The organism is Undibacterium sp. GW821-FHT11H02 (assembly GCF_058808015.1).
The window spans coordinates 75862-100399 of record NZ_JBXARG010000003.1 but is presented as its reverse complement, the minus strand read 5'-3'; the positions used below and the strand labels follow the sequence as shown (position 1 = coordinate 100399).

The following is a 24538-nucleotide window of genomic DNA, read 5'->3' as shown; positions in this document are numbered from 1 at the left end:
CAGTCGCTTTAAATAATCCCACTTGCCTTTAAGTTGGCTATTTTTGCATCATCGAAATTGAGCAAAGTGCGCAGGCAATGCTCGGTGTGCTGTCCTAATAGTGGCGGCGCTTGTTCATATTGCACGGGTGTTTTTGATAACTTCATTGGGCTGCCGACCAGGCGCACGCTGCCCGAACTTGGATGCGCCATCTCAACTTGCATTTGACGTGACTGTACTTGCGGGTCGTGAAATACTTCATCTAAATTATTGATGGGGCCGCAAGGGACACCTGCTGCCTCTAGTGTGCTGATCCATTCCGCTTTTGTTTTAGTTTTTACCATGTCCGCTAAGATGGGAACTAACACGTCGCGGTGTTCGACCCTTAGTGGATTGCTTAGAAAGCGCTTGTCTTCAGCTAACTCCCCGCGACCACCTATTTGTACGAACTTACGATACTGCGCATCGTTACCTGCAGCGACGATAATATGCCCGTCTGCAGTAGCAAACGTTTGATAGGGGACGATGTTTTGATGTGCATTGCCCCAGCGTTGCGGCGCTTTACCGCTGTGTAGATAATTGGCGCCCATATTGGCCAGCATAGCAACCTGAACATCGAGTAATGCCATGTCTATGTATTGACCTTCACCTGTTTTGTCTCTGTGCGTGAGTGCGGCTAAAACGGCAATCGTGGCATACATGCCGGTCATCAGATCGGTGATGGCAACGCCGGCTTTTTGTGGCCCACCACCCGGTAAGTCATCACGCTCACCAGTTAGAGACATTAAGCCTCCCATACCTTGGATAATGAAGTCATATCCAGCGCGTTGGGCATAAGGGCCGTCTTGTCCAAAGCCTGTGATGGAGCAATAGACTAGGTCAGGTTTAATTTGTTGTAACGAGGAGTAATCCAGTCCATATTTTTTGAGCTGACCAACTTTATAGTTTTCCAGCACCACATCCGATTGCATGACCAGAGCACGAATAATTTCCTGACCTTCGGCTGTGGAAATGTCGATAGTAATCGCCTGTTTGCCACGATTGGCCGCCAGATAATAAGCGGCCTCGCTTGTGTCTTTGCCTGCACTATCTTTCAAATAAGGTGGTCCCCAACTGCGCGTGTCATCGCCACAACCTGGACGTTCGACTTTAATCACTTCAGCCCCCAGATCCGCCAGATTTTGTGAGCACCAGGGGCCGGCCAGAACGCGCGTCAAATCTAATACTCGAATATGTCCCAATGCGGTCTTGTGTTGTGGGGAGTTCTGCATATATGCTGTCTTCATTTCACTGGATTGTTGAGGGAGTATCTGATGTGGCCATATCCTAAAATCGTAGCACACCGTGGTGGTGGTAGTTTGGCACCGGAGAATACCTTGGCTGCGATGCAGTGTGGCTTAGATTATGGTTTTCGTGCAGTCGAGTTTGATGTGATGTTATCAAAGGATGGCGTGCCTGTGCTAATGCATGATCCTGAATTTGGCAGAACAGTGGCAGGAACAGGCGCGGTGGCAAGGACCTTGGCGCAAGATTTAATGCAGATGGATGCTGGCTCTTGGTTTGCTTCGCGTTTCGCGCAAGAGCGTGTACCTAGTTACGAAGCGGTCTTCTCATTTTGTCAGGCACATCAGATTTGGATGAATGTAGAGATTAAACCAGCGCCGGGATTTGAAAAAGAGACGGGTCAGGTTGTTGCTAGTCTGACGAGAGAATTACTTCAAGCAGGTGACTCTGCTTTGGTGCCGCCCTTATTTTCTTCATTTTCTTTTGACGCACTGCTGTCAGCAAAGCAAGCCGCTCCTGAAATCGCCCGTGGCTACTTATTAGATGACTATGAACTCGACTGGTTAAATTCCTTACGTGAATTAGAGGCGGTCGCCTTACATACGAACCAGAAAAAACTAACACCAGTGTGGGCAAAAGAAATTAAAGAAGCAGGCTATGGATTATTTTGTTACACGGTGAATGCGCCTGAACGAGGACGTGAAATTATGTCTTGGGGTGTCGATGGATTTTGTACTGATCGTATTGATTTGATCGGGGCTGATTTTGCTGAACGTACCTAAGAGTGTTTCTCCGTACTTACAAATGCTTACTTTCCTTACAAAAATAGGGTCATCATTTCATCGATAGTCGCGTTATAGTTTTCATCAGCAAAGTGCTGAAATTAGAAGTCAGAAATGAGAATACTCTCTATCACTTAATTTCATATTGATGAAAAAGGAAAGAACATGAAAATGACAAACAGTATTGTATTGTTACTTGCAAGCGCACTCACTATCCCAGTGTTCGCACAAACAACTGCAACGCAGCATGTAGGTAAGCGCCAGGTGGCGCAACAAAAACGAATTGCTGATGGCGTTCGGTCTGGTGAATTGACTGCGAGAGAAACCGCTCATTTGGAAATGCGTCAGGCCAAGATTCAAGCGGATAAAAAAGCCGCTAAAGCCGATGGTGTGGTGACGGATGCTGAACGTGCGAAGCTACAGTCTGAGCAAAACCGCGCCAGTAGAAAGATCTACAACAAGAAGCATAACGGGAGAAATTCGCAGTAACTCCGGTTTCGTTTTACGGTTTCTTTGTTTGCTTAAGTGCTCAATACAAAATAGGCGGGCTATTTGTATTGAGCGCGTCAGAGCGGCATGTGTCGTCGAATTGGCGACACAAAATTGCCAAAAAAGGCACAATAGTGCCGTATCGTAATATTTCAATTGACCAATAAAATAAACGGTTCATACTTCCCGCGTACAGTCAGAACTGATTTTTTCCTATGTCAATATTGCGATTTATTCGTGTTTGTTCACTTGTCTTTATTGCTCAATGTAGCGCGTCTTCCTTTGGGCAGACTGCGCAGAGTGTTAATTTGTACTACCCGGAAGTTTTGGATGCAAAGGGCAAAGCGATTCCACTGACGCCACAAGTGAACAAAGTGTTTCAATATTTTGAGCGAGAAGCGGGTCTGAAATTTTCCATTGTTTTTTTGCCATGGAAACGTGCTCAACTAGAGGTCTTAAAGGGCAATGGCATCATTTACGGTTTTTCAAAATCCAGCGAACGACTTGAGTCATTTCGGTTCTCTTTACCGGTAGTTCATTTGCCCGTATGGGCTATTTCTTATGGCCCAGAAAACGCGAAATTATCGGAATTAAAAGATTTAAAGTCTAAGGTGGTAAGCGCCAATGTGGGAATTACGCATGGCATTGAGTATGACAGAGCGCGCACTACGATTTTTACAGTGCAGGAAGATTTATTGTCCTATCAAGAACGATTTAGAAAATTGATTTCACGGCGCAGTGACATCATCTTTGTGCCATTTACGATCCATGTCAGTCGCGAGCAGATAGAGGAGGCGATCAATCGAAAAGTTGTGCCGAGTTTTAATGATCCTGAGCTTACAGGTCGGACTTTTAATGTTTCGCTCAATCCTATTTTTCTCGACACTATTCATTTCGCAAGTTCTAAAACACGACAGCAAGATGTGATGGGAAAGATTGATGCTGCAATAGAGCGGGGTGTGAAAAATGGGTCTTTGCCTAAATTGTTGATCGATTATTAAAATTCGACCGCCACCTATTGAGCCTACGTTGTTGAATGTTGAAAACCGCAAGTCGAAGATAAAAATGAAACCCGCTGGAGTGTGCGCACTAGGCGGGTTTTTTGTTTTGGCGACGAAAATGCCTGCGTCTTCACGTATAATCAAAGGTTAAATTCACTTTTTGCATGGCCTTTGCCTCTATATAAACTATGAACTCGTCAGAAATTCGCGAAAAATTCCTCAAATTCTTTGAATCTAAAGGACATAGCATTGTCCGCTCTTCCAGCTTGATTCCGGGCAATGATCCAACCTTGTTGTTTACCAATTCAGGCATGGTGCAATTTAAAGACGTGTTCCTGGGACAAGATAAACGCAGCTATACACGTGCAACGACTGCGCAGCGTAGTGTGCGCGCTGGCGGTAAACATAATGACTTAGAAAACGTCGGTTACACCGCACGTCACCATACTTTCTTTGAAATGCTGGGTAACTTCTCGTTTGGCGATTATTTCAAACGCGATGCGATTAACTACGCTTGGGAATTGTTGACAGTCACTTATGGTTTGCCAAAAGAGAAGTTGACTGTCACTGTGTATCAAGAAGATGACGAAGCCTACAACATCTGGAAAGATGAAATCGGCGTACCAGCTGAGCGCATTATTCGCATCGGCGACAACAAAGGCGCGCGTTACGCATCGGACAATTTTTGGCAGATGGCAGATACTGGCCCTTGCGGCCCTTGCAGCGAAATTTTCTATGATCATGGGGCAGAAATTTGGGGCGGCCCTCCGGGTTCTCCTGATGAAAATGGTGATCGTTTTATTGAAGTATGGAATCTGGTGTTCATGCAATTCAATAAAGATGAACAAGGTGTTTTGCATCCATTGCCAAAACCATGCGTCGATACCGGCATGGGTTTAGAGCGTATTGCAGCGGTTCTGCAGCACGTACATTCCAACTACGAAATTGATACCTTTCAGGCTTTGATCAAAGCGGCTGCACGTGAAACTGGCTGTGCCGATTTGAAAAATAACTCTTTGAAAGTGATCGCTGACCATATCCGTTGCGCAGGTTTCCTGATTGTCGATGGCATCATTCCAGGCAATGAAGGTCGCGGTTATGTGTTGCGCCGTATTACCCGTCGTGCGTTGCGTCATGGTCATAAACTCGGTCAAACCAAACCATTCTTCTACAAGTTGGTGGCTGATCTCGTAAAAGAAATGGGCGTTGCTTATCCCGAATTAGCAGAGGCAGGTGAGCGCGTTGCACAAGTCTTAAAGCAAGAAGAAGAGCGTTTCGGCGAAACGCTGGAACACGGGATGAAGATTCTCGAAGGGGCACTGGCCAAAGATAGCAAGAATCTGGATGGCAATACGGCCTTCACTTTGTACGATACTTACGGCTTCCCATTAGATTTAACGGCCGACATTTGCCGTGAACGCAATGTAGTGTTGGACGAAGCGGGCTTTGATGCTGCAATGGCCAATCAAAAACAAATGGCACGTGCTGCTGGTAAGTTCAAAATGAACACCGCAATTGAATACAACGGTGAGAAATCAAAATTCGTCGGGTACGAGCAATTAAGCTATGACAGTAAAGTCATTGCCTTGTATGTCGATGGCGCAGCGGTACAAAAGATTGACGCAGGCCAGGCCGCGATTGTGGTGCTGGATGTAACACCGTTCTACGCTGAGTCCGGTGGACAATGTGGCGACGCTGGTGTCTTGCAAGCGGCGAATGGTGTGGCTTTCGACGTCGCTGATACACAGAAAATTCAAGCTGATGTGTTTGGCCATCATGGTGTGTTAGCCGCTGGTAGCATGGCTGTTGGCGATGCAGTCAGCGCTCAAGTCGATAAAGTATTGCGTGGACACACTATTCGCAATCACTCTGCAACCCACTTGATGCACAAAGCTTTGCGCGAAGTTCTGGGCGCACACGTTGCACAAAAAGGTTCTTTGGTCGACGCAGAAAAAACCCGTTTCGATTTTAGCCACAATGCACCGATGACCGCTGAAGAAATTCGTCAAGTTGAAGTCATCGTGAACCGTGAAATTTTAGCGAACGTCGCGACTCAGGCGCAATTGATGTCCTTCGATGACGCGGTAAAACATGGCGCAATGGCTTTGTTCGGTGAAAAGTATGGCGATGAAGTACGCGTCTTAGACATAGGCACGTCACGTGAATTGTGCGGTGGTGTACACGTGCATCGTACTGGCGATATCGGCTTATTCAAGATCGTCGGTGAGGGTGGTATTGCGGCTGGTATTCGTCGCGTTGAAGCGGTGACTGGTGAGGTTGCATTCAAGTTGGTACAAGATATGGATGCAAGTATCAGTCAAGTTGCAGCAACGATGAAAGTGCAGCCAGAAGACATCGGTTCACGCCTGAGTCAGTGGCAAGATCAAATGAAGTCGTTGGAAAAAGAAGTCGCTGCATTGAAATCAAAATTGGCCTCTAATCAAGCGGATGCAATGTTGTCACAAGCACTGGATATGAATGGCGTGAAAGTCTTGGTCGCGACTTTTGATGGTGCAGATGCGAACGCTTTGCGGGATTCCGTCACGCGCTTAAAGGATCAATTGAAGACCGCGGTAGTTGTTTTGGCCTCAGTGATCGACGGCAAAGTGAGTTTGACTGCAGGCGTGAGCGCAGATTGCACAAGTAAAGTTAAGGCTGGTGATCTGGTGAATTTTGTAGCGCAACAAGTCGGTGGTAAAGGTGGTGGTCGTCCGGACATGGCACAAGCAGGTGGCACGCATCCAGAAGGCTTACCAGCTGCTTTGGCGGCAGTTCCTGCCTGGTTGGCAGCAAAGCTGTAAGCCAGAACAATAGTCATAGCGTTAAAGCAGTGAGGGAGCACTTGAAGAACGTGCAAATACAAGTATTTAAGTAATCCCTTGTATTAATTATTATTGTTATTACAGTTAAAGTAGATTAGAAGCAAAAGTAAAACATGTTTTGCTTGTTGCGTTGCACAATTCGTGGGAATTTCCGGTAGAATTACTCGCATCAAGTTTTAACAGTTTATTGGTTTCTTAAAAGCTATTTTTATTTTGTAACAGGTAAAATCATGCAATTCAATAAAGAACTGGATGCTCGTGGATTAAGTTGCCCGCTTCCTATCTTAAAAGCAAAAAAAGCTTTGGCCGAAATGATCACGGGCGAAGTCTTGCGCGTGATTGCAACTGATCCGGGTTCGGTACGTGATTTCAAAGCTTTTTCCAAGCAAACTGGTAATGAATTGTTGTCGCATATTGAAGTCAGCAATGAATTTGAATATTTCTTGAAGCGCAAATAGATCAGGCGATCTGCACAGAATATCTACTTAACATAGTGTTATTTGAGTGTTTGAAATAAGTTCAAAATGACAAAGTCTTAAAAAACCACAAATATTTTTGTGGTTTTTTTTTATCAAAACCCAAGGATTTCATAGAAGAATTCATCAGTTTTCAAAAAAAGAACGAACGTTCTAAAAATGCAGACGCGTTTCCTGTTAACATCTATAATCATCTACTTTACGTTTACGTCAATTAGCGAGTTTTAGTCCGAACTCAGCGTAGACTAGCAACAGCATTCTTAGGTTTTATTATTCGTTTTTCATCTTATTTATTTTTATCTTATTTACCCTAGCAAGCACAGTAAAGGCAAAACTATGAAAGTCTTAGTACCAGTTAAGCGCGTGGTTGACTATAACGTTAAAGTCCGCGTCAAATCCGATGGCTCTGGCGTTGATGTTGCCAACGTCAAAATGTCGATGAACCCATTCGATGAAATCGCTGTAGAAGAAGCGACCCGCTTAAAAGAAGCTGGTGTGGTGACTGAAGTGATTGCTGTGTCTTGTGGCGTATTGCAATGTCAGGAAACGCTGCGTACTGCGATGGCGATTGGTGCTGATCGCGGTATCTTGGTCGAAACCGACGCAGAACTTCAACCTTTAGCAGTGGCTAAATTGCTCAAAGCTTTGGCAGATAAAGAACAACCACAATTGATTATCTTGGGTAAGCAAGCGATTGATGACGATTGCAATCAAACGGGTCAAATGTTGGCAGCCTTATTGGGCTGGCCACAAGCGACTTTCGCATCTAAGGTGGTAGTCGCGGATGGCAAAGCAACGGTGACACGTGAAGTGGATGGCGGCTTGGAAACTTTGAGCCTGACATTGCCAGCAATTATCACAACTGATTTGCGTTTGAATGAGCCACGTTATGTGACTTTGCCGAACATCATGAAGGCGAAAAAGAAGACTTTGGATAACGTCAAACCAGCCGATTTGGGTGTCGATGTGACTTCCCGTATCAAGACTTTGAAAGTCACAGAACCAGCAAAACGTTCTGCCGGCATTATTGTTCCTGACGTCGCGACATTAGTTAGCAAACTAAAAAACGAAGCTAAAGTGATCGGCTAATTCTTCGTTTGTGAACTTTTTTCCTTATTCATTTCAATCAAATTTTTAAGCAAATTCATTTGTGAATTTGCGGAAACAAGTGGAAACCATCATGACTACACTCGTCATCGCTGAACACGATAATGCTAGCCTCAAAGGCAGCACACTCAACACCATCACTGCCGCGACTCAATGCGGTGGTGACGTACATGTTTTAGTTGCAGGTCACAACGCGGCAGCAGCAGCACAAGCAGCAGCGCAAATTGCTGGCGTAGCAAAAGTATTGCACGCTGATGCAGCTTACTTCGCTGAAGGCTTGGCAGAAAATGTTGCCGAACAAGTTTTAACCATTGCTTCAGGCTACAGCCATATTTTGGCGCCAGCAACAGCCTACGGCAAAAACATTTTGCCGCGCGTCGCCGCTAAATTGGACGTTGCGCAAATTTCTGAAATCACCAAGATCGATAGCCCAGACACTTTTGAGCGTCCGATTTATGCAGGTAATGCGATTGCCACTGTGCAGTCGACTGATGCCATTAAAGTGATCACTGTCCGTACCACAGGCTTTGATGCGGCAGCAACTGGCGGTTCTGCTGCGGTTGAAACACTGGCAGCAGTTGCTGATAGCGGTAAGTCAGCTTTCGTCTCACGTGAAGTTGCTAAATCAGATCGTCCAGAATTGACAGCAGCGAAAGTGATTGTCTCCGGTGGTCGCGGTATGGGCTCTGCCGAAGCGTTCAAAGTATTGGAGCCATTGGCAGACAAACTCGGTGCAGCGATGGGTGCTTCTCGCGCGGCGGTTGACGCAGGCTACGTGCCAAATGACTGGCAAGTCGGTCAAACAGGTAAGATCGTTGCGCCAACTTTGTACATTGCAGTTGGTATCTCTGGCGCGATTCAACATTTGGCTGGTATGAAAGATTCCAAAACGATTGTTGCGATCAACAAAGATCCAGAAGCACCGATCTTCTCCGTTGCTGATTACGGCATCGTTGGTGATCTGTTTGAAATCGTGCCGCAATTAGTTGCTGAGCTGGGTTAAGCGCTAGTTTAAGAAGATGCTGTGAAATTCAGGCACAAAAATTCGTGAACCGCAGAGGGCGCAGAGAAAATAAAGACATTCTCTGCGCCCTCTGTGCCTCTGCGGCGAAAAATTATTTTTTATATTTGGAGATAGTATGAGCTACGTAGCACCATTAAAAGACATGCTGTTTGTAATGAATGAACTGGCAGGCTTGGATGAAGTAAGTGCTTTACCAGGTTGCGAAGACGCGACTGCTGAAACGGCCGAAGCGATCTTAGAAGAAAAGGCACGTTTTACCAGTGAAGTGATCGCGCCTTTGAATTGGGCTGGCGATCAAGAACCTAGTTATTGGAAAGATGGCCAAGTCTTCACGACTAAAGGATTTAAAGAAGCTTTTAAGATGTTTGCTGAAGCAGGCTGGCAAGGTGTGCAGCATCCTGCTGAATTTGGTGGGCAAGGCTTGCCAAAATTGCTGGCAACACCTTGCATAGAAATGCTGCACGCAGCCAATTTGTCTTTTGCGTTGTGTCCTTTATTAACGGATGGTGCGATTGAGGCTTTGTTGACTGCCGGTAGTGATGCAGATAAAGCGACCTACTTGCAAAATCTGATTTCAGGCAAGTGGACAGGCACCATGAATCTGACTGAACCACAAGCGGGCTCCGACTTGGCGATGGTGCGCACCCGTGCAGTGCCGCAAGATGATGGCACTTATAAAGTATTTGGCACGAAGATTTTTATCACATATGGTGAGCACGATATGGCTGAAAATATCGTGCATCTGGTGTTGGCGCGTACGCCAAATGCGCCAGAAGGCGTAAAGGGTATCTCGCTGTTTATCGTACCGAAATTTCTGGTCAATGCGGATGGCAGCCTTGGTGCGCGTAACGACGCACACTGTGTATCGATTGAACATAAGCTCGGTATCAAAGCCAGTCCAACTTGTGTCTTGCAATTTGGCGATAACGGTGGCGCGATTGGAACTTTGGTCGGTGAAGAAAACCGCGGCTTGGAATACATGTTCATCATGATGAACGCAGCGCGTTTTGGTGTTGGTATGCAAGGCGTGGCGGTGGCGGAACGCGCTTATCAAAAAGCCGTGCAATACGCAAAAGATCGCGTGCAGTCGCGTGACTTGGCAGGTTCTGCGGGCCCGGTGAGCATCATTCATCATCCCGACGTACGTCGCATGTTGATGTCTATGCGTGCGCAAATCGAAGGCTCGCGTGCTTTAGCCTATGTCGCGGCGGCGATGAGTGATAAAGCGCATCATCATCCTGATGCAGAAGTGCGCAAACAAAATCAGGCAGCGTACGAATTCTTGGTGCCTATCGTGAAAGGTTGGTCAACCGAGTTGTCTTTGGATGTGACTTCAACGGGCGTGCAAGTGCATGGTGGCATGGGCTTTATCGAAGAAACTGGCGCGGCTCAACATTATCGTGATGCGCAGATTTTGACGATCTATGAAGGTACGACGGCGATTCAGGCGAATGATTTGGTAGGACGTAAAACCTCTCGTGATGGTGGTGCAGTGGCGAAACAATTCATCGCGCAAGTGCGTGCGGTTGAAGCAGAATTGAATGCGACTGGTGATGCCAATCTGAAAGCGATTGCAGCGCAATTAGCTATCGGTGCGAAAGCGATGGAAGATGTCGTTGCCTTCGTTGTCGCTAACTTTAAGTCTGATATCAAAGCGGTGTTCTCTGGCAGCGTACCGTATTTGAAATTGGCAGGCGTCGTATTGGGCGGCTGGCAAATGGGTCGTGCGGCTCTGATCGCTCAGGCGAAATTGCAAGCGGGTGAGGGTGATACTAGCTTCAATCAAGCGAAAGTCGCAACAGCACGTTTCTTCGCTGACCACGTCTTAAGCACAGCGCAAGGTTTGCGCTCTTCTATTGTTGATGGCAGTGCGGGTGTGTTGGCTCTGACCGAAGATCAATTCTAAGATTTTGTTTTAGACTTGGTAGTCAAAATGGCGCGAAGTGTCTCACTTCACGCCATTTTTTTTGGGTTTTGAAAAGCGCTTAGCCGTATGCATTATCAGAATGCAGTGCGTAAATGAGATTAGTTGAATGTAATTGCACGCATGTGCTTAATTGTGCATATATTTAACTTTGATGAGTCAAAGTGAGTATTTGTATTGTGTACGTAGACACGGGTTTGGCAATTTTCGTATGTGCTATACGTGCGATTATGCTTTGCAGCTACAGTGCTAGTTTTTCGATGCCTTTTGTAAAGGTGGAAGTACCTCAATCGCCTCAAGCCATTTTTCTACAAGGGAAGGCCAAGATGAAATGGGTTGTTGCTTGCTCCGCAGGCCGAAAGCATGCCCTCCCTTTGCAAATAAATGAACTTCGGCTGGCACACCTGCAGCGCTTAAGGCTTTTGCATACATGGTGCTGTTGCAAATATTGTCTACGGGGTCGTCCCATGCTTGCAATAAAAATGTTGGCGTCGTTTGATCCGTTACTTTGATTGATGTATCAAATGATACACGATTACGGCAAAGATGGCCGGGGTAAAGTGCTATTGCAAAGTCGGGTCTGCTGCTGATTTTATCGATCGCATCCACCGGTTTGTAGGCAGGCTTAAAGATATTGCTCGTTTGCGCGACCAGATAGCCACCTGCGGAGAATCCAATTACACCAATCTTTTTGGGGTCGATGCCGAGATCGTTTGCCTTGGCACGAAGCAGTTTAATTGTTCTTTGGGCGTCTTGAAGAGCGAGGGGGAATTTAGGTGTTATATGACATTTACAATCTTTGTCCCAATAGTGGTTCCCTTTGGGGACTCGATACTTAAGTAGAATGCAGGTAACGCCTCGTACGGTAATCCAGTCACAAATTTCACTGCCTTCAAGATCGATTGCAAGTATCCGAAATCCTCCGCCAGGGAAGACCACCAAAGACACGCCCGTATTTTCACCTTTCGGTGGGAATATAGTGATGGTTGGCTTTGAGACATTGAGTATTTGCGTGTACTCTCGACCTGGGCTCACTTCAGGCGGTTTCTTGAGTAGAGTGGTTTCAATAACAGGTATTGCTTGAGGTGAATTCGGAGCATTTTCTGGCCAGATGGGAATTTGTTGAAGTCCCGCAGGCGGCTTCCATGCTTCCAAAACTTGCTCTTTCATCTGAGTTTGAAGTGCTGGTACTGCATTTGCAAGGCCGGCGCCAAAAGTTAGAAGTATCGGTAAGATCAGTTTTAGTAATGACATGCTTAGCGCGGGCGGAACCTATTGATTTGTTAAAATGATGCTGAATGTGAGGTCGGCAGGTGTCGTGCCCGATTACCCATAAGCTCCACCGGTATAAAGCAAATCAAACGCCCGTGCCATGATGCCGATTAAGACAATCGCGCCACTGGCCACTGCGAACACTAAAATCAAAGCTAAGAACCAGTGAGAATTACTTTTTTGTGCTGACTCCGCGTTAAATTGCGCATCCCATTTCTCATCGGATTTTAATCCCAAGACCAAGCTCATAAATAGGGCGGCTAGTAATGACGCCAGCCAGGGACCGTAGGTAACGAAACCATTTAGATTGAAATAGAGCTTAGATAACATGAATGAGATAGGCAGGCTTAAGGCGTGTAGCCAGGCGATGGGGTCACGTTTGCCATACAAATAAAAACGATGTGCGCCTACACTGCCAAGGCTGAAACTTAAGAAGGTGGCAAGTGTTTTGTTTTTGTGCGGTGTTGTCATTTTGAATCAATTTAGGCGCGGAAAGGGCTGATTCTAGCCGATTTTTCTCCTGAGATAGACTTCCATTGGTATTTCAAGGAGAAAAGGACGCGAAAGTAGCGTCAATTTCGCGTAAAATACGGGCTCTTTTCTTAGTGCGTGTCGGATAAGCCTTGCAAGAAATTGGTTTTGCACGTTATAATTTGCGGCTTTTTCCGTCCTTTGACAATTTTTTGGAAATATTATGGTCGTTATTCGTTTAGCTCGTGGTGGTGCAAAAAAGCGCCCTTTCTACAATATCGTTGCTGCTGATTCACGTAATCGTCGTGATGGTCGTTTCATCGAACGTATCGGTTTTTACAATCCAGTAGCTACTGGCAATGCTGAAGAAGTTCGTGTTGCTGCAGATCGTTTGGCTTACTGGCAAGGCGTAGGTGCTCAATTGTCACCAGCTGTTGCTCGTTTGGTTGCTCAAGTAGCAAAAAAAGCAGCTTAATTGTCTGCTTTAACTGAAGTAGGGCAGGCAGTGCAAGTATCTGCAAATCAATCTGCTCCTGATGATTTAGTCATAGTTGGCTATGTCTCAGGGGCATTTGGTCTTCAAGGGTGGGTAAAAATTCGCCCTTATTCGACCACGGCGGATGCCTTGTTGGATGCACCTTCGTTCTGGCTGGAAAGTGCGGCGCAAGCTGGCATTGCTTCGAATCTACGTGAAGTCAAACGTCTGAGCTCTAAGATTCATGGCGAAGATGTGGTGGCGAGGTTAGATGAAGTGCCAGATCGCACGGCTGCAGAAGCCTTAAAAGGTACTGTGGTGAAAGTCTCGCGTCAGGCATTCCCGGCGCTTGAGCAAGACGAGTATTATTGGGTCGATCTGATCGGCTTAGCAGTACAGAATTTACAAGGTGAAGACCTTGGCGTTGTCCGCGCATTGATGGATAACGGTGCGCAATCAATTTTGCGGGTCGCTGCTAGCGATGTGCCTGAAACAGAATTGATGAAGCATGAACGCTTAATTCCTTTTGTCGATCATTTCGTTAAAGAAGTGGATCGCGAAGCGAAAAAAATCGTGGTTGACTGGGGCAGTGATTATTAAGTCCCTGTGTAAAGAATCGCCGTTGTTCGCATTGTGGAGCGTGATGGATGCAATTTGATGTCATTACGCTGTTCCCCGAAATGTTTGCTGCGATTACCGAATCCGGTGTGACGCGACGGGCATTTGAGCAAAAGAGATGTGCATTGCAGTTTTGGAATCCGCGTGATTTCACGATAGACAAGCATCGTACCGTGGACGACAGGCCGTATGGTGGTGGTCCTGGTATGGTGATGATGGCCAAGCCTTTACAGATGGCACTCCATGCGGCGAAAGCCCGGCAGCAGAATCTGGGATTGGTAAAGCCTAAAGTGCTGTATTTATCGCCGCAAGGCAAGTCCATGAATCACACGCGTGTGATGGAGTGGGCGCAGCAAGATGGCTTGGTTTTGTTGTGTGGTCGTTATGAAGCTGTCGATCAACGTTTGCTGGATCGTGAAGTTGACGAAGAAATTAGCCTCGGTGATTTCGTTTTGTCCGGCGGTGAATTGCCGGCAATGGCCTTGATGGATGCAGTGATACGTCAGTTGCCAGGTGTTTTGCATGATGAAGCGTCGGCAGTCGAAGATAGTTTTGTCAATGGTTTGCTGGATTGCCCGCATTACACCAGACCAGAAATTTTTGAAGATCAGGCTGTGCCGGCAATTTTGATGGGCGGCAATCACGCAGAGATCGCGAAGTGGCGACGTCAACAATCCTTGCTGGTGAGTTGGCAAAAACGTCCAGAGTTAATAGAGCAAGCACGTCAAGCGGGTTTGCTAAGTAAGGTGGATGAGCAATTTTTAAAAGTGCTCGATCCTAAGTAAAGAATTCGTGACTTTATGTACGAGTAAGCATGCTGAAATAACGCATGTGTTTAGAGTGAACCGATGTAACAAGGAGTTCACATGTTTAACCCCATCCTCTACTGAGCGAGTTTGTGTAAGCAAACTTCGACGTCAGCAAGATGGTATCTGGAGTGATAAAAATGGATTTGATCCAAACATTAGAGCAAGAAGAAATTGCTCGCTTAGGTAAAAATATCCCAGCGTTTGCGCCTGGTGATACAGTCGTTGTTAACGTTAATGTCGTTGAAGGCACACGTAAGCGTGCACAGGCGTACGAAGGCGTTGTTATTTCTCGTCGTAACCGTGGTTTGAATTCGAACTTCATCGTTCGTAAAATTTCTTCCGGTGAAGGCGTTGAACGTACATTCCAATTGTACTCACCATTGATCGCTTCTATCGAAGTGAAACGTCGTGGTGATGTACGTCGCGCTAAGTTGTACTACTTGCGTGAGCGTTCAGGTAAATCTGCTCGTATTAAAGAGAAATTGCCAAACCGCAAAGCAGCAGCTGTTTAATCATAGCAATGCTTGTTTTGTGAGTCTTAAAGAAGGGGTGCCAGCGGCATCCCTTTTTTGCTTTTGCCCACCTTTATTGTCTTGATTATCGTGACCACGAGCTTTGATCCTCAGTTGTTGGTAATTCATTCTTATGCAGACGAGCCAGTTTTGCCATCTGCCAGAATCTCACTGGATTTTTTGCGCTTTCGATTTCAGCAAGATATTCTTTGGTTACCTGAAAATACTGAGGAATCCAGTTTATTCAAGGGGGATGCTTCTAGACCCGCTTCGGTACTCATGCCCATTATCGCGCGTCAGCACGGTTTGCAAGTATTGCTAACGCAAAGAGCGGCACACTTACATCATCATGGTGGGCAAATCAGTTTTCCCGGTGGTCGGGTTGATGCGGCAGATACATCGGCAGAGCATACTGCTTTGCGTGAGGCACAGGAAGAAATAGGTTTGGCTGAGGAGCAGGTGGAAGTCTTGGGCCGCTTGCCACAATATTATACAGGTACCGGATTTGCAGTAACACCGGTGGTGGCACTGGTGCATCCTCCTTACGAATTTAGATCGGATCCATTTGAGGTCGCATCAATTTTTGAAGTGCCTTTGGATTTTCTGATGAATCCACGTCACCATCAACGCCGTCAGATTGATTTTCCTGGCGGTAGCGGCAAGCGCAGCTTTTATGCCATGCCTTACCAAGAATATTTTATCTGGGGTGCCACCGCGGGCATGCTGCGTAATTTATTCCATTTTTTACGCGCTGATCTGCCTGATCTACCTGATTGAGGTTCCGACCTACTTCATAAACCTCGCAATTCAGTTTACACTGGAGTTCTTTTCTAAGTCAGCCCTCAATCGGGAAGTTTGAAGACCCACTATGACATTTCTCTCCATACTCTTCGCGCTCTTGATTGAGCAACTCAAGCCACTGAGAGTGGATAATCCGGTATATACCCAAGTGCAGCAGTTTGCGATCAAGGTAGAGAGCTGGTGTAACGCAGGTAAGGCGCATCACGGGCGTACAGGTTGGTTTATTGTGGTGGGTGCATTGACGATACCGACCGCCTTGGTTTATTGGTTATGCTTGCGCTTGAATCCTTTTGCAGCCTTTATCTGGAATGTCATTATTGTTTATCTGACCTTGGGATTTCGTCGCTACAGCCATTATTTTACCTCGATACAAATTGCTTTAAATTCGGGTGATGATGATGCAGCACGTAAGCATTTGTCGGATTGGATTAATAAGGACTGTTCTGGCATGGATGCTACTGATATTGCCCGTAGTGCCGTTGAACGATCCTTGATTGCCTCGCATCGCAATGTATTTGGTGTGTTTTTTTGGTTCTTGATGCCAGTCGGCCCAGCTTGTGCAGTGATGTATAGGATGTCTGAATTCTTGTCGCGTGAATGGTGCGAGCCTGAACATATGCAAAATGAAGAATTTGGACAGTTCGCAAAGAAAGTTTTTTATTGGATCGATTGGGTGCCAGCGCGACTGACAGCGGTCGCTTTCGCTGTGGTGGGTAATTTTGAAGATGCGATTTATTCTTGGCGTAATTACGCCAGTCGCTGGACGGATGAGTTGCTGGGGATTATTTTGTCTGCGGGTGGTGGCGCAATCGGCGTGCGTTTGGGCGAGCCAGAGGCGAAGGCGCTCGTGGTCTTGAATGCGGATGCTAGCGCAGTTGACGTCGACAGTCTTGAGATGGAAGCTCAACCTGGAGTGGAAGCGAGTCCACGTGCTTTGCAAAGTGCAGTGGGTTTGGTCTGGCGAGCTTTGTTGCTGTGGATGTTGTTGTTATTACTTTTGTCTTTTGCGGTTTGGTTGCCGAACTAGCCTATTGAAATTTAGCACCAGAAGCAAAAAAAAACGCCGATGATAAATTCATCGGCGTTTTAATTTGAGGCGTAAAAAAGCCTCGATCAACTGGTGCTGATCGAGGCTTTTTGCTAGGCCGCTAAATTAGTTGCGTACTACGCGCTTGTATTCATTAGTGCGTGTGTCGATTTCGATGATGTCATCTTGGCTCACGAATAAAGGCACTTGCACGATATGGCAGTGTGCTTCAATCGCATTTTCGATTTTCGCTTCTTTCAATACGTTGCCAGAAGTGTTGCCTTTAACAGCAGGCTCAGAATAGATAACTTGGCGCGCAATTGTTGTTGGCAATTCTACCGATATTGCTTTGCCATCGTAGAAAACCGCTTCGCATTCCATACCATCTTTTAAGTAATGTAATGCATCACCCAAGTTTTCTTCTTCGATTTCGTATTGATTGTATTCGGCGTCCATGAATACAAATAATGGATCTGCGAAGTAAGAATAAGTGACTGGCTTTTTGTCCAATACAACTACGTCAAATTTGTCGTCACCGCGGAAGACGTTTTCTTGTGGGCTGTTCGTCAACAAGTTTTTCATTTTCCACTTGTAAGTGAAGCCAGTACGGCTAGAACCGTTGACGTCAGAGCGGAGAACGATCATAGGCTTGCTGTCGACCATAATAATGTTGCCGACGCGAATTTCTTTTGCAGGTTTCATAGTAAATATAGGTAAAAAGTAGGTTGCTTAAAAATCATCTGTTGCCTACTGGCCTATTCTTAAATAGTGCCCTGCAAGCTTACGTTTGATTGAATTGAAAATACATTAAAAATTAACCGCACATTTTAACCTATTTTTTGCTGTATTGATCGTTTCATGTTGACGAAGCTCAATAAATTTGATGCCAAATCACCAATTGTATTCATCTTCGCTAGCCAGCCTGTGCTTAGTACTTCTATCGTGCTAAGGTCGGCATCCAAACCGGACCACAAGCTTGACCAATCTTGAGCTGTCTGAGCGCCATTCCATGATAGTGAAAGTGCGCGACTGCTGTCGGTCGCCGCTTCGTGAGTTTGTAAAAATGCCTTTAATTTTTTGTGATGTAAATTGTCGTCTTGCGGATAAATGTGCCAGATGAAAGGTTTGGACGCCCATTGTGCTCGCACGAAAGAATCCTCGCCGCGCACAAAATTAACATCGCAAGACCACAGTAGCTTGTCATAATCAGCCTGTGGCATAAATGGGATTACACGTACTGTCAGAGAACCTCGCTGATACTGATTGCCCGCGACGAGAGCGGTACCAGAAAATTTATGTAGTGCCTCGCTTGCAACTCCCTCAGGTACCAGACAGAGTACGCGCTGTTGATGGCAAGCCCACGCTCTAAATAGTTCTTCGACCGGCGCATGCGGATAGCAGAATAAAGAGATTTTTTGCGACTGCATTTCTTCAGGCAAAACACCGAGTTGAGTCAAGAAGTTGGTTCTTGTTTGCTCATCTGCCAGAAAGTCGAGTCGTTGCTGATCTAATGCGCGTTCATGCAATAGACCGCCGGTTTTTGCGTTAAATCCGGGAAAGAAGAAATATTTTGTCAGCGGAAGAGTGGGATGAGGGGAGGCTAGGGTGTGGCATCCTTCTACCCATTCTTCAGCGCTTAAACCCTCTAAATTGATCCAGACAGGCGCGCTATCACTTTGCGCCATCGCAGCAATATGGCCGGGTGGAATGTCACAAGCAAAAAACTCAATGACAATGTCGGCGATGGCTTCCTTAGTAAATACACCATCTTGATTGAGCCAATGTTGTACCTGAACACCTTCTATCATCTGCAAATCCTGATCAGTTTGCACCTGAGGACAAATCCTCTGAAAACTGAGCAAATCATCCACCCATAAATGCACCTGAATATCATATTCATCAGTGAGCTGTCGCGCCAGGCGCCAACAAATGCCGATGTCGCCATAGTTGTCCACGACTTTGCAAAATAAGGCCAAAGAGGTGCTGGTGATTTGATTTGCGGACATAATAGATTTTCAATGAGACGGTGCGTGTTCGCAATTTGTGCAATTAAGCGCTTCAGCGGTAATTATTTTTCCATTCACGCAAAGCAGCAAAATTGCTTGCATCATCTTGGCCTGGCATTATTTTTCCGGCGGCAAGCAGACGCTCTAGTACCGTAGCTTCGCGTATGCGCAAGAATGGATTGGTCTGCTTTTCCAAACCAATTAGACTTGGTACTGTAGGAATATTCTGCTCACGTTTTGCCTGCTCACTTTGTACGCGCAGCGTTAAATCCGGATTGCCAGGTTCAACTTCTTGGGCGAAGCGCAAATTTGACAGCGTGTATTCGTGCGCGCAATAAACCGCAGTATTGTCAGGTAAGGCAGCGAGACGATCTAGAGAATTTAACATTTGTGCTGGCGTCCCTTCAAACAATCGACCACAGCCACCCGCAAATAAAGTATCGCCGCAAAACAACCAGGCGTGCTCAGCTGAAAAATAGGCGATATGTCCCAAAGTATGACCAGGCACAGCGATGACTGTTAACCGCAAATCCAGTTCAGCGATGTCGATGCTGTCACCATCATTTAATGCATGGTCTATGCCCTTAATTCCATCATTTGACGGTCCATACACAGGGACTTTAAATTTTTCAACTAAAGCAGGCACGCCACCGATATGATCAGAATGATGATGTGTCAATAAAATGGCGCTTAATTGTAAGTGATGCTGAGTCAAAGCTTGTACAATCGCTTCGGCATCACCCGGATCGACTACGACGGCATGTTGGCCATTGTGTGCCAGCCATAGATAATTGTCGTCAAATGCAGGTACAGTCAATATACTTAAGGGCTGAGTCGTCATGATTGCTAAAGTGAAGTGAAGAAGTGAACGTATTAAATTCTACGCAAGCGCCCATTATAGACCTAGGTGAGTGGTTGATGCAGCCAGAGGGGTGCTATATCCGTGCTTGGGAGCAGGCGCAGTTTGACTTGCTAACGGCGGATATTTTTGGCTTCCATGCCCTGCAATTAGGCTTGCCCGAGCTACCTGCGCTTGCGGCAAGCCGCATGCCGCATCGTTGGCAGACCGCTAGTAGTGTACCGAAAAATAAATCGACTTTATCGCAGCAAGTCGTCTTGGTACACGATTTTGCCGAATTGCCATTTGATAGCCAAAGTATCGATCTCCTTGTCTTGCCTCATGTATTGGAATTTGCCGCGGAGCCGCATCAAATTTTGCGTGAAGTCGATAGGGTTTTAATACCAGAAGGGCGGGTCATAATCAGCGGCTTAAATCGCACCAGTCTTTGGGGTGCAAGACAAGTATTGGGGCGCCATACCGGGCATCATTTCTTGCCTGAAGAGGGCGAATTTATCAGCCCGCATCGCTTAAAAGACTGGTTGAAATTGCTTAGTATGGAAGTGAGTCAAACCAGATTTGGTTGTTATGCCTTGCCGGTTCGTAATGCACAGTGGCTGGAGAATTCGCGTTTGATGGAAAGTATGGGACAGCGCTGGTGGCCTTATTTCGGTGCAGTGTATATGTTTGAGGCGGTCAAACGGGTACGCGGTATGCACTTGATCGGTCCTGCATTTAATCGAAAAGCAGTTAAGCGCGGCAGTGCAGTGCCAGTGACCAATAAAATTAAAGAACATGGACAAAATTAAAATTTATACCGATGGTGCCTGTAAAGGAAATCCAGGCGTGGGTGGTTGGGGCGCTTTGTTGATCGCCGGACATAAGGAAAAGGAGTTATTTGGTGGAGAAAAAGACACCACGAATAACCGTATGGAATTGATGGCGGTGATCCAGGCTTTGGGTGCATTGAAGCGCCCCTGTGAGATTGCTTTGCATACGGATAGCCAGTACGTATTAAAAGGAATTACCGAATGGATAGAAGGCTGGAAGGCCAAGGGCTGGAAAACCGCTTCTAAATCTCCGGTCAAAAATGTCGATTTGTGGCAAGCATTGGATGCAGCAAAAAACACCCATAAGATTGAATGGATCTGGGTACGTGGACATGCTGGGGATATTGGGAATGAGCGTGCCGATCAGTTGGCAAACCGGGGTGTTGACTCGGTGCAGAATTGATTTCGTTCTAAGGGCGTTGAAACATGCAAAAACAGGCATGGGTATCTGGATTGATGGCATCGCCAACTTATCAAAATGTTGTATTCAGTAAGCATTGGTGGAAGTTTTGTACAGAGAGTAAGAGTTTCGAATATTTCAATGGTAAATTAGGGTTCTGCTGTCGGACTGATAATTAATTTCCGATATTTTGAATTTTAATGAGGTAACTCAGGAGCTTTTGCATGGGTCTTTTGCGCAATGTCTTTGCTCAATTACAGCATTTTTACTCGCCCCTACTCTTCGCCTTTAGCGCGCTTATTTTTGGATTAACTTGTGCCCCTGTCGGTGCATCCAGTGCCACAGCGGATCTGCCTATACTTGGCGCCCCGTTCATTCGTAATTTTGATTCGAAACTGTACAAAGCACACAGTCAGAACTGGGTCGCTTTGCAAGACCGACGTGGGGTGATGTACTTTGGAAATTCCGATGGCATTTTGGAATACGATGGGCAGCGTTGGCAAAATATTGTGGTGAGTGGTGCTGCCACGGTGCGATCTATGGCGATGGCGACGGATGGCACGATTTTTTATGGTTCAGTCGGCGATTTTGGATTTCTAAAAGTATCCGAATCTGGAAAAGTGATGGCGGTTTCTCTTAAGCATCTGGTCGCAAAAGATGAAGCTGTCTTCAACGATGTCTGGCAAATCGAAAATACTAATCAAGGCGTCGTTTTCTTAACGCGTAGTCGCATATTTCGTTTTTTTGATGGCAAAGTGACTGCAATTGCGGGCAAATTCGCCCCCTCACAAGCGACCGTGCTCAATGGCGTTCTGTTTTATGCTGATATAGACAAAGGAATTAGTTTACTGGATGGCGATAAGGTCGTGCCCATTCCTCAATTAGCAGGTGTTTATGATAATAAGCGGGTCGTCATGACCGCAGCTGGAAAACATGAGATTTTGATAGGGCGCATTTCTGGCGACTTTCGCCTATTGAATCTAGCTTCCCTGTGGGATCCCGCCAGCCAGAGCTATCAAGTATCACGAACGGCTGATAATTTAATACAAGCCTTTCCTACCGAATTAGATACGCGATTAAACGAAAGTCGCATGTATTTGTACAAATTGATCGCTTTGAATGCGGACAGATTCGCAATCAGTACCATCAAAGCAGGTGTGATAGTGTTTGATCGTCAAGGCAAAGTTTTAAGAGCCTTCAATAAAAACAGCGGCTTACTTGATAATACCGTCGCCGGTATCACGCTCGACCGCTCGAATAATTTATGGGCTGCCACCAATTCGGGTATTTCACACATAGAACTCAGCGTGCCTCAGTCTATCTTCGGTGCCAAAAATGGCTTGGAAGGCGTCTCAATCGCGAGCACTTATTATCAGGGCCGATTCTATGTCAGCACTTTCCAAGATTTGTATTATCAAACGCCATTTAATTACGACATAAAAAATGACATACCGCAGTTCTCGCCTATGCGCGAAAGTACCAGTGAAGTCTGGCAGTTTATGGAAGTTAGTGGCGATTTAATGGCGGCCTCGGGGCGTGGTTTGTATCGCATAAAGGAGGATGCCGCATTTAAGATTCCAGACTCTTCGGGCAATGCGTATTGCCTGGCAGTTTCTCCGCTTTGGCCAGACCATCTTTTCGTTGGACTGATGGGCGGGGTTGAAGTTTTTAAACGTGAGGCTGGTGTTTGGAAGCTTGTCGGTCGCATGGATGGAGTGAAAGATAACATCCGTAGAATTACGACTGACACCAATGGGCAATTATGGCTCAACACTGAAGTGCAAGGCGTCTTGCGCGCCCAATTCACCGGTGACAAAGCTACTCAGGTTGAAACCCATCGTTTAGGTTTAGAGCATGGCATACTTAATTTGACCGCTAGTCATACGACTTTAGTTGATGGTAAATTGTACTTGTTAACACCAAAAGGTTTGCGCCGCGCGAATATCGCGAAATGGCAATCAGGCGTCGGTGATGCAACACAGTTTTCACCTGAACCTGGCTTTGGTACGCAATTTTCTGATGGCAGCCTCGAAGTTAACGAACTGATGTCAGACCAACTTGGCGGATATTTTATTAAAACTTCTCAAGGAGTATTTCAACTAAAACCTAAGAAGACCGCATCTGAATCCGGTGTAGCAAGTGTTACTTATGAAATCGTTAGCGGTGCTTTTAGAGGATTAGACATTCCTGATGACAGTTTCTATGTGCATCCGCAAGGTGGCGTCTGGTTCCCCGGCGAAAATCTGATACGGGTTGATACCAATGCGAGGAAAGACTATCAGCAAAGTTTTGAAGTCCTGATACGTAGAGTCAGTAGTGGTGGTAAACATAATTTATTTGAGGGGACACATGCTGAGCCAGGCAAAACAGTGGCAGGCATAACGACGGTGTTTAAACCTTCGCAAAGTAAAGAGGCAATTCCTAAATTGCCTTATGATCAGAACGCTTTAGTGTTCGAATTTGCCGCAGCATTTTATGAAAAAAGCAGTGCGACACGTTTTCAATATCAGTTGGAAGGTTTTGATAAAGCCTGGAGTGAATGGGATAGCGCTTCTTCGAAAGAATACACCAATGTGCCTGAAGGAAAATATCGTTTCCGAGTCCGTGCGAAAAACGTGTATGACACTTCGGGGCAAGAAGCGGTCTATGCGTTCGAAATTTTGCCACCTTGGTTCCGCACCTGGTGGGCTTATTTGATCTGGATTGCGGGTGCATCGCTTAGCTTACTCGGCATCGTACATTTTTACACCTTGCGTTTGAAACGTGAAAAAATTCATCTGGAAGAATTGGTCGCGCAACGTACCCAGGAATTAAAAGATGCGACCTTGACCGACCCTTTGACAGGCTTGCGTAATCGCCGATTTATTTCAGAAGTTTTGCAGACTGATGTGCTGGCTTTTGCGGGCTACAAAAACTACATCATGAATTCAAATAATCATCGTGAGGGCTTGACGGGGGAGGAAGTGTTTGGTGTGTTCTTGCTTGATATGGATCATTTTAAACAAGTGAATGATACTTATGGACACGATGCTGGTGATCAGATTCTGAAACAGTTTGCTGAAATTCTTAGTGCCTCAGTGCGTAAAGATGATGTGATCGTTCGCTTAGGTGGCGAAGAATTCTTAGTCGTATTGAAAAAAACCAAACCAGACTATATTCATACTTTCGCCAAGAAATTATTGGAGACTGTTGCGGAAAAAGAGTTCGATATTGGTGATGGAACTATCATTCGTAAAACCTGTTCTATTGGTTATGCGCATTTCCCATTTTATGCTGAACAGCCTAACCTGATCACCTTTGAACAATGCATTGCAATTGCAGATATGGGCATGTACCACGCTAAACATACAGGACGCAATCGCGCGGTACTCTTGTGTGAAAGCGCATGTATCCCCGCGGATGAAGATATGTTGAGAAAAGCCAGTAGCTCGTTCGAGTTTGCCTTACAGCGAGGGTTTCTCCAAATTGGACGCGTACAGACATTGGATGAGTGAGTCGCCCTAGGACGTGTCAACCTATATTTTAGGCAGGCAAATGAGCGCAAATGAGCACAGAGAGTATCGCAGATTCAAAATTGGGTCGCGTACTAGT

23 protein-coding genes are annotated in these 24538 nt (G+C 46.0%); 17 read left to right on the top strand and 6 right to left on the bottom strand.

What is annotated here, in order from left to right; translation table 11 throughout:
- Positions 1-8 precede the first annotated feature (8 nt).
- Positions 9-1250, bottom strand: coding sequence for a CaiB/BaiF CoA transferase family protein (locus AC1RR2_RS04425; protein ID WP_493221087.1), 1242 nt, complete (start codon positions 1248-1250; stop codon positions 9-11).
- A 42-nt stretch (positions 1251-1292) separates the two neighbouring features.
- On the opposite strand from AC1RR2_RS04425, the gene ugpQ reads away from it, so the two are divergent.
- The 8 genes from ugpQ to AC1RR2_RS04385 all read left to right on the top strand — a co-directional run bounded on the left by ugpQ (position 1293) and on the right by AC1RR2_RS04385 (position 10870).
- Positions 1293-2045: a glycerophosphodiester phosphodiesterase gene (gene ugpQ, locus AC1RR2_RS04420; RefSeq protein WP_493221086.1), complete on the top strand. Its 753-nt coding sequence runs from the start codon at positions 1293-1295 to the stop codon at positions 2043-2045.
- Positions 2046-2210: 165 nt separating this feature from the next.
- On the top strand, positions 2211-2534 hold the full coding sequence (locus tag AC1RR2_RS04415; protein ID WP_493221085.1) for a hypothetical protein: 324 nt from the start codon (positions 2211-2213) through the stop codon (positions 2532-2534).
- A 308-nt stretch (positions 2535-2842) separates the two neighbouring features.
- On the top strand, positions 2843-3535 hold the full coding sequence (locus AC1RR2_RS04410) for a substrate-binding periplasmic protein (RefSeq protein WP_493221084.1): 693 nt from the start codon (positions 2843-2845) through the stop codon (positions 3533-3535).
- Positions 3536-3723: 188 nt separating this feature from the next.
- The gene (gene alaS / locus AC1RR2_RS04405) at positions 3724-6336 is read left to right on the top strand and encodes an alanine--tRNA ligase (RefSeq protein ID WP_493221083.1); all 2613 of its coding nucleotides are present in this window, start codon (positions 3724-3726) and stop codon (positions 6334-6336) included.
- Positions 6337-6587: 251 nt separating this feature from the next.
- Positions 6588-6815 carry a sulfurtransferase TusA family protein gene (locus tag AC1RR2_RS04400; protein WP_186890300.1) on the top strand — a complete coding sequence of 76 codons (228 nt, stop codon included), beginning with the start codon at positions 6588-6590 and terminating at the stop codon, positions 6813-6815.
- 354 nt (positions 6816-7169) lie between these two features.
- On the top strand, positions 7170-7922 hold the full coding sequence (locus AC1RR2_RS04395; RefSeq protein WP_493221082.1) for an electron transfer flavoprotein subunit beta/FixA family protein: 753 nt from the start codon (positions 7170-7172) through the stop codon (positions 7920-7922).
- 91 nt (positions 7923-8013) lie between these two features.
- Entirely contained in the window at positions 8014-8943 is a 930-nt protein-coding gene (locus AC1RR2_RS04390) for an electron transfer flavoprotein subunit alpha/FixB family protein (RefSeq protein ID WP_493221081.1), read from the top strand.
- 136 nt (positions 8944-9079) lie between these two features.
- Positions 9080-10870: an acyl-CoA dehydrogenase gene (locus AC1RR2_RS04385; protein WP_493221080.1), complete on the top strand. Its 1791-nt coding sequence runs from the start codon at positions 9080-9082 to the stop codon at positions 10868-10870.
- 267 nt (positions 10871-11137) lie between these two features.
- On the opposite strand, the gene AC1RR2_RS04380 is transcribed toward AC1RR2_RS04385, so the two are convergent.
- Positions 11138-12142, bottom strand: a complete 1005-nt coding sequence (locus AC1RR2_RS04380) for an alpha/beta hydrolase (RefSeq protein WP_493221079.1) — start codon at positions 12140-12142, stop codon at positions 11138-11140.
- A gap of 72 nt (positions 12143-12214) precedes the next feature.
- Positions 12215-12631 (bottom strand): NINE protein, encoded by a 417-nt coding sequence (locus tag AC1RR2_RS04375; RefSeq protein ID WP_493221078.1) that lies wholly within the window; start codon positions 12629-12631, stop codon positions 12215-12217.
- 223 nt (positions 12632-12854) lie between these two features.
- On the opposite strand from AC1RR2_RS04375, the gene rpsP reads away from it, so the two are divergent.
- From rpsP to AC1RR2_RS04345, 6 genes are all read left to right on the top strand, one after another.
- Complete coding sequence (rpsP, locus tag AC1RR2_RS04370; RefSeq protein ID WP_186890295.1) at positions 12855-13106, top strand: 30S ribosomal protein S16; 252 nt, start codon at positions 12855-12857, stop codon at positions 13104-13106.
- Complete coding sequence (rimM, locus tag AC1RR2_RS04365) at positions 13107-13706, top strand: ribosome maturation factor RimM (protein ID WP_493221077.1); 600 nt, start codon at positions 13107-13109, stop codon at positions 13704-13706.
- Between the two features lie 47 nt (positions 13707-13753).
- Complete coding sequence (gene trmD, locus AC1RR2_RS04360; RefSeq protein WP_493221076.1) at positions 13754-14509, top strand: tRNA (guanosine(37)-N1)-methyltransferase TrmD; 756 nt, start codon at positions 13754-13756, stop codon at positions 14507-14509.
- 161 nt (positions 14510-14670) lie between these two features.
- Positions 14671-15045: a 50S ribosomal protein L19 gene (gene rplS / locus AC1RR2_RS04355; RefSeq protein ID WP_186923650.1), complete on the top strand. Its 375-nt coding sequence runs from the start codon at positions 14671-14673 to the stop codon at positions 15043-15045.
- An 87-nt stretch (positions 15046-15132) separates the two neighbouring features.
- The gene (locus tag AC1RR2_RS04350) at positions 15133-15822 is read left to right on the top strand and encodes a CoA pyrophosphatase (RefSeq protein WP_493221239.1); all 690 of its coding nucleotides are present in this window, start codon (positions 15133-15135) and stop codon (positions 15820-15822) included.
- A gap of 91 nt (positions 15823-15913) precedes the next feature.
- Positions 15914-16873, top strand: coding sequence for a CobD/CbiB family protein (locus AC1RR2_RS04345; protein ID WP_493221075.1), 960 nt, complete (start codon positions 15914-15916; stop codon positions 16871-16873).
- Between the two features lie 126 nt (positions 16874-16999).
- Here the strand turns inward: AC1RR2_RS04345 and AC1RR2_RS04340 are convergent, their stop codons facing one another.
- The 3 genes from AC1RR2_RS04340 to gloB all read right to left on the bottom strand — a co-directional run bounded on the left by AC1RR2_RS04340 (position 17000) and on the right by gloB (position 19720).
- Complete coding sequence (locus AC1RR2_RS04340; RefSeq protein WP_493221074.1) at positions 17000-17575, bottom strand: elongation factor P; 576 nt, start codon at positions 17573-17575, stop codon at positions 17000-17002.
- Between the two features lie 125 nt (positions 17576-17700).
- Positions 17701-18879, bottom strand: a complete 1179-nt coding sequence (earP, locus tag AC1RR2_RS04335; RefSeq protein WP_493221073.1) for an elongation factor P maturation arginine rhamnosyltransferase EarP — start codon at positions 18877-18879, stop codon at positions 17701-17703.
- Between the two features lie 52 nt (positions 18880-18931).
- Positions 18932-19720 (bottom strand): hydroxyacylglutathione hydrolase, encoded by a 789-nt coding sequence (gloB, locus tag AC1RR2_RS04330; protein ID WP_493221072.1) that lies wholly within the window; start codon positions 19718-19720, stop codon positions 18932-18934.
- A gap of 77 nt (positions 19721-19797) precedes the next feature.
- Between gloB and AC1RR2_RS04325 the strand changes: the two genes are divergently transcribed.
- The 3 genes from AC1RR2_RS04325 (at position 19798) to AC1RR2_RS04315 (ending at position 24441) form a co-directional block, all read left to right on the top strand.
- Positions 19798-20526 carry a class I SAM-dependent methyltransferase gene (locus AC1RR2_RS04325; protein WP_493221238.1) on the top strand — a complete coding sequence of 243 codons (729 nt, stop codon included), beginning with the start codon at positions 19798-19800 and terminating at the stop codon, positions 20524-20526.
- Positions 20513-20950: a ribonuclease HI gene (gene rnhA, locus AC1RR2_RS04320; RefSeq protein ID WP_493221071.1), complete on the top strand. Its 438-nt coding sequence runs from the start codon at positions 20513-20515 to the stop codon at positions 20948-20950. Before AC1RR2_RS04325 ends, rnhA begins: the two co-directional genes overlap by 14 nt.
- 221 nt (positions 20951-21171) lie before the next feature.
- The gene (locus tag AC1RR2_RS04315; RefSeq protein ID WP_493221070.1) at positions 21172-24441 is read left to right on the top strand and encodes a ligand-binding sensor domain-containing diguanylate cyclase; all 3270 of its coding nucleotides are present in this window, start codon (positions 21172-21174) and stop codon (positions 24439-24441) included.
- The last annotated feature ends 97 nt before the right edge of the window (positions 24442-24538 follow it).